Origin of the sequence: Allobaculum sp., from assembly GCF_047010065.1 — a bacterium.
Lineage (GTDB): Bacteria > Bacillota_I > Bacilli_A > Erysipelotrichales > Erysipelotrichaceae > Allobaculum > Allobaculum fili.
Map to the genome: position 1 here is coordinate 1 of NZ_JBKXLD010000166.1, position 2193 is coordinate 2193.

At 51.6% G+C, this 2193-nt stretch carries 2 protein-coding genes; one reads left to right on the forward strand and one right to left on the reverse strand.

Going from position 1 to position 2193, the window contains the following annotated elements; genetic code table 11:
• The coding region (locus ACLUYS_RS09875) for a LysR family transcriptional regulator (RefSeq protein WP_412659795.1) at positions 1–639 on the reverse strand (639 nt) is incomplete at its 3' end.
• A 161-nt stretch (positions 640–800) separates the two neighbouring features.
• On the opposite strand from ACLUYS_RS09875, the gene ACLUYS_RS09880 reads away from it, so the two are divergent.
• On the forward strand, positions 801–2193 hold a 1393-nt coding region (locus ACLUYS_RS09880; RefSeq protein WP_412659797.1), incomplete at its 3' end, for an MATE family efflux transporter.

The following is a 2193-nucleotide window of genomic DNA, read 5'->3' on the forward strand; positions in this document are numbered from 1 at the left end:
CAGTACAATGAGAGGCATCTGGCTCAGATCCGAAATAGAAAGCGGCTGTTCGATCGATCTGGCCAGTTTTTTCGAACAGACGGCACAGTCCTGAAAGTCGCGCAGACGGACCCATTCGATCTGACTGGCCGGATGGCATGGGCTGGTGATGACCGCCAGATCCGCGAATCCGTTTTCTAAGGCGGACAGTGCCTGCGGCGTCGTATGATTAGAAATTCGAATCTGGATTTGCGGATAGCGCGAGCGAAAGGCATTTAAAACCGGAAGGAGCAGACAGCGAAGGGCCACTTCGCTGGCCGCAATCGAAACGGCGCCGGCTTGCAGCGCGCTCATTTCCTGCAGTTCGTTCTGGGCTGCCTGAATGTGTTCCATCGCAATTCTGACATGCGCATACAGCCGTTCTCCCTCGGGGGTGAGTTTTACGCCTTTATGAAAGCGGATAAAAAGATCGCATCCAAGACTTTGTTCGAGCGATTTTATGACGCGCGAAACGTTTGGCTGATTGCTGAAAAGATGTTCAGCCGCTCTGGTCAGACTGGAATATCTGGCGACGCAGTAAAAAATCCGATAATACTCAAAATTCACCGCATTTTTTTCTTTTTTCAGACGGTTCTGAACGTCTGGGTTTCTTTTGGTCATGGCTTTTTTCTCCCGACTGGCTTTCTATTTCATAAACCATATCAAATTGATATGGCTTGGATATCAATACAATATTTTACATATGGCTTTTCTTCTGGATAATGAGTAACGGGTTTGAAAAATCCTTTAAGAAAGGTATGGAAAGAAAGGAATTGAAACGTATGAACAAGGATCTGACGGTCGGAAAACCGTCGAAAGTGCTCTGGCAGTTCTGTCTTCCCCTGTTTGGAAGCATTCTGTTTCAGCAGCTTTACAATATCGCCGACAGTTTTGTCGCCGGACGATTTATTGGCGAAAACGCGCTGGCCGCAGTCGGCAACAGCTACGAAATCACGCTCATTTTCATCGCGTTCGCGTTCGGATGCAATATCGGCTGCTCGGTCGTCGTCTCCCGTCTGTTCGGCTCGAAGCAGTACCGGGATTTAAAAACGGCTGTCACGACAACGATTGCCGCCAGCGGCGTGCTTTGTGCGGTACTCATGCTGATCGGTTTTGTCGGCTGTCAGTTTCTGCTCGAGCTGATCAACACGCCGCAAAGCGTCATGGCCGATTCCATGGTGTATCTCGACATTTACTGCCTGAGTCTTCCCTTTGTCTTTTACTACAATGTTGCGACCGGCATTTTCTCGGCGCTGGGCGATTCCAAAACGCCGTTTCTTTTTCTGGCCGGTTCTTCCTTAAGCAACATCGCCGTCGATATTTTGTCTGTAACGGCCTTTGACATGGGCGTAGCCGGTGTGGCCTGGGCGACGCTGATCTGCCAGGGTGTCAGCTGCGTGCTCGCCATTGTATATGTCTTCAAGCGGCTTCATACACTTCCTCATTCGGGAAAAGCCCCCTTCTTTTCCTGGCGCATTCTTCAGCAGATTTCCGTCATCGCCATTCCAAGCATCCTCCAGCAAAGCTTCATTTCGGTCGGCAACATCGTGATTCAGGGCGCGATCAACGGGTTTGGCGCCAGTGTCATGGCCGGCTACAGCGCTTCGATCAAGCTGAACAATCTGGTCATCACCTCTCTGACGACGCTTGCCAACGGTATTTCCAACTATACGGCGCAAAACATCGGCGCAAACAAGCTTCATCGCATTCGCGCCGGCTTCAACGCCGGGCTTCGTCTAGTCTGGGGCATCTGCCTTCCCCTCTTTCTGGCGTACTTTTTCATCGGCGACCGGCTGCTTCTGCTCTTTCTCCAGCATCCAAACGGCGAAGCGATGCAGACGGGCATCGAAATTTTACGCATTCTTTCTCCGTTCTACTTCATCGTTTCCGCCAAGCTCGTCGCCGACGGCATTTTACGCGGAGCGGGCCAGATGGGAAAATTCATGATTTCCACGTTTGCGGATCTGATTTTGCGCGTCGGTCTGGCACTCATTCTTTCCGCCACCGCTCTCGGTTCAACCGGCATCTGGCTGGCGTGGCCGTTTGGCTGGTCGGCCGGTGCCGTTCTTTCCCTGCTCTTTTACCGCAATGGGCCCTGGTTTAAACACGGTAAGTACGAAGAAGGAAACGATACCCTCGAAGACGAAATCGAAGCGACCGAAACCGAGCTGGCGA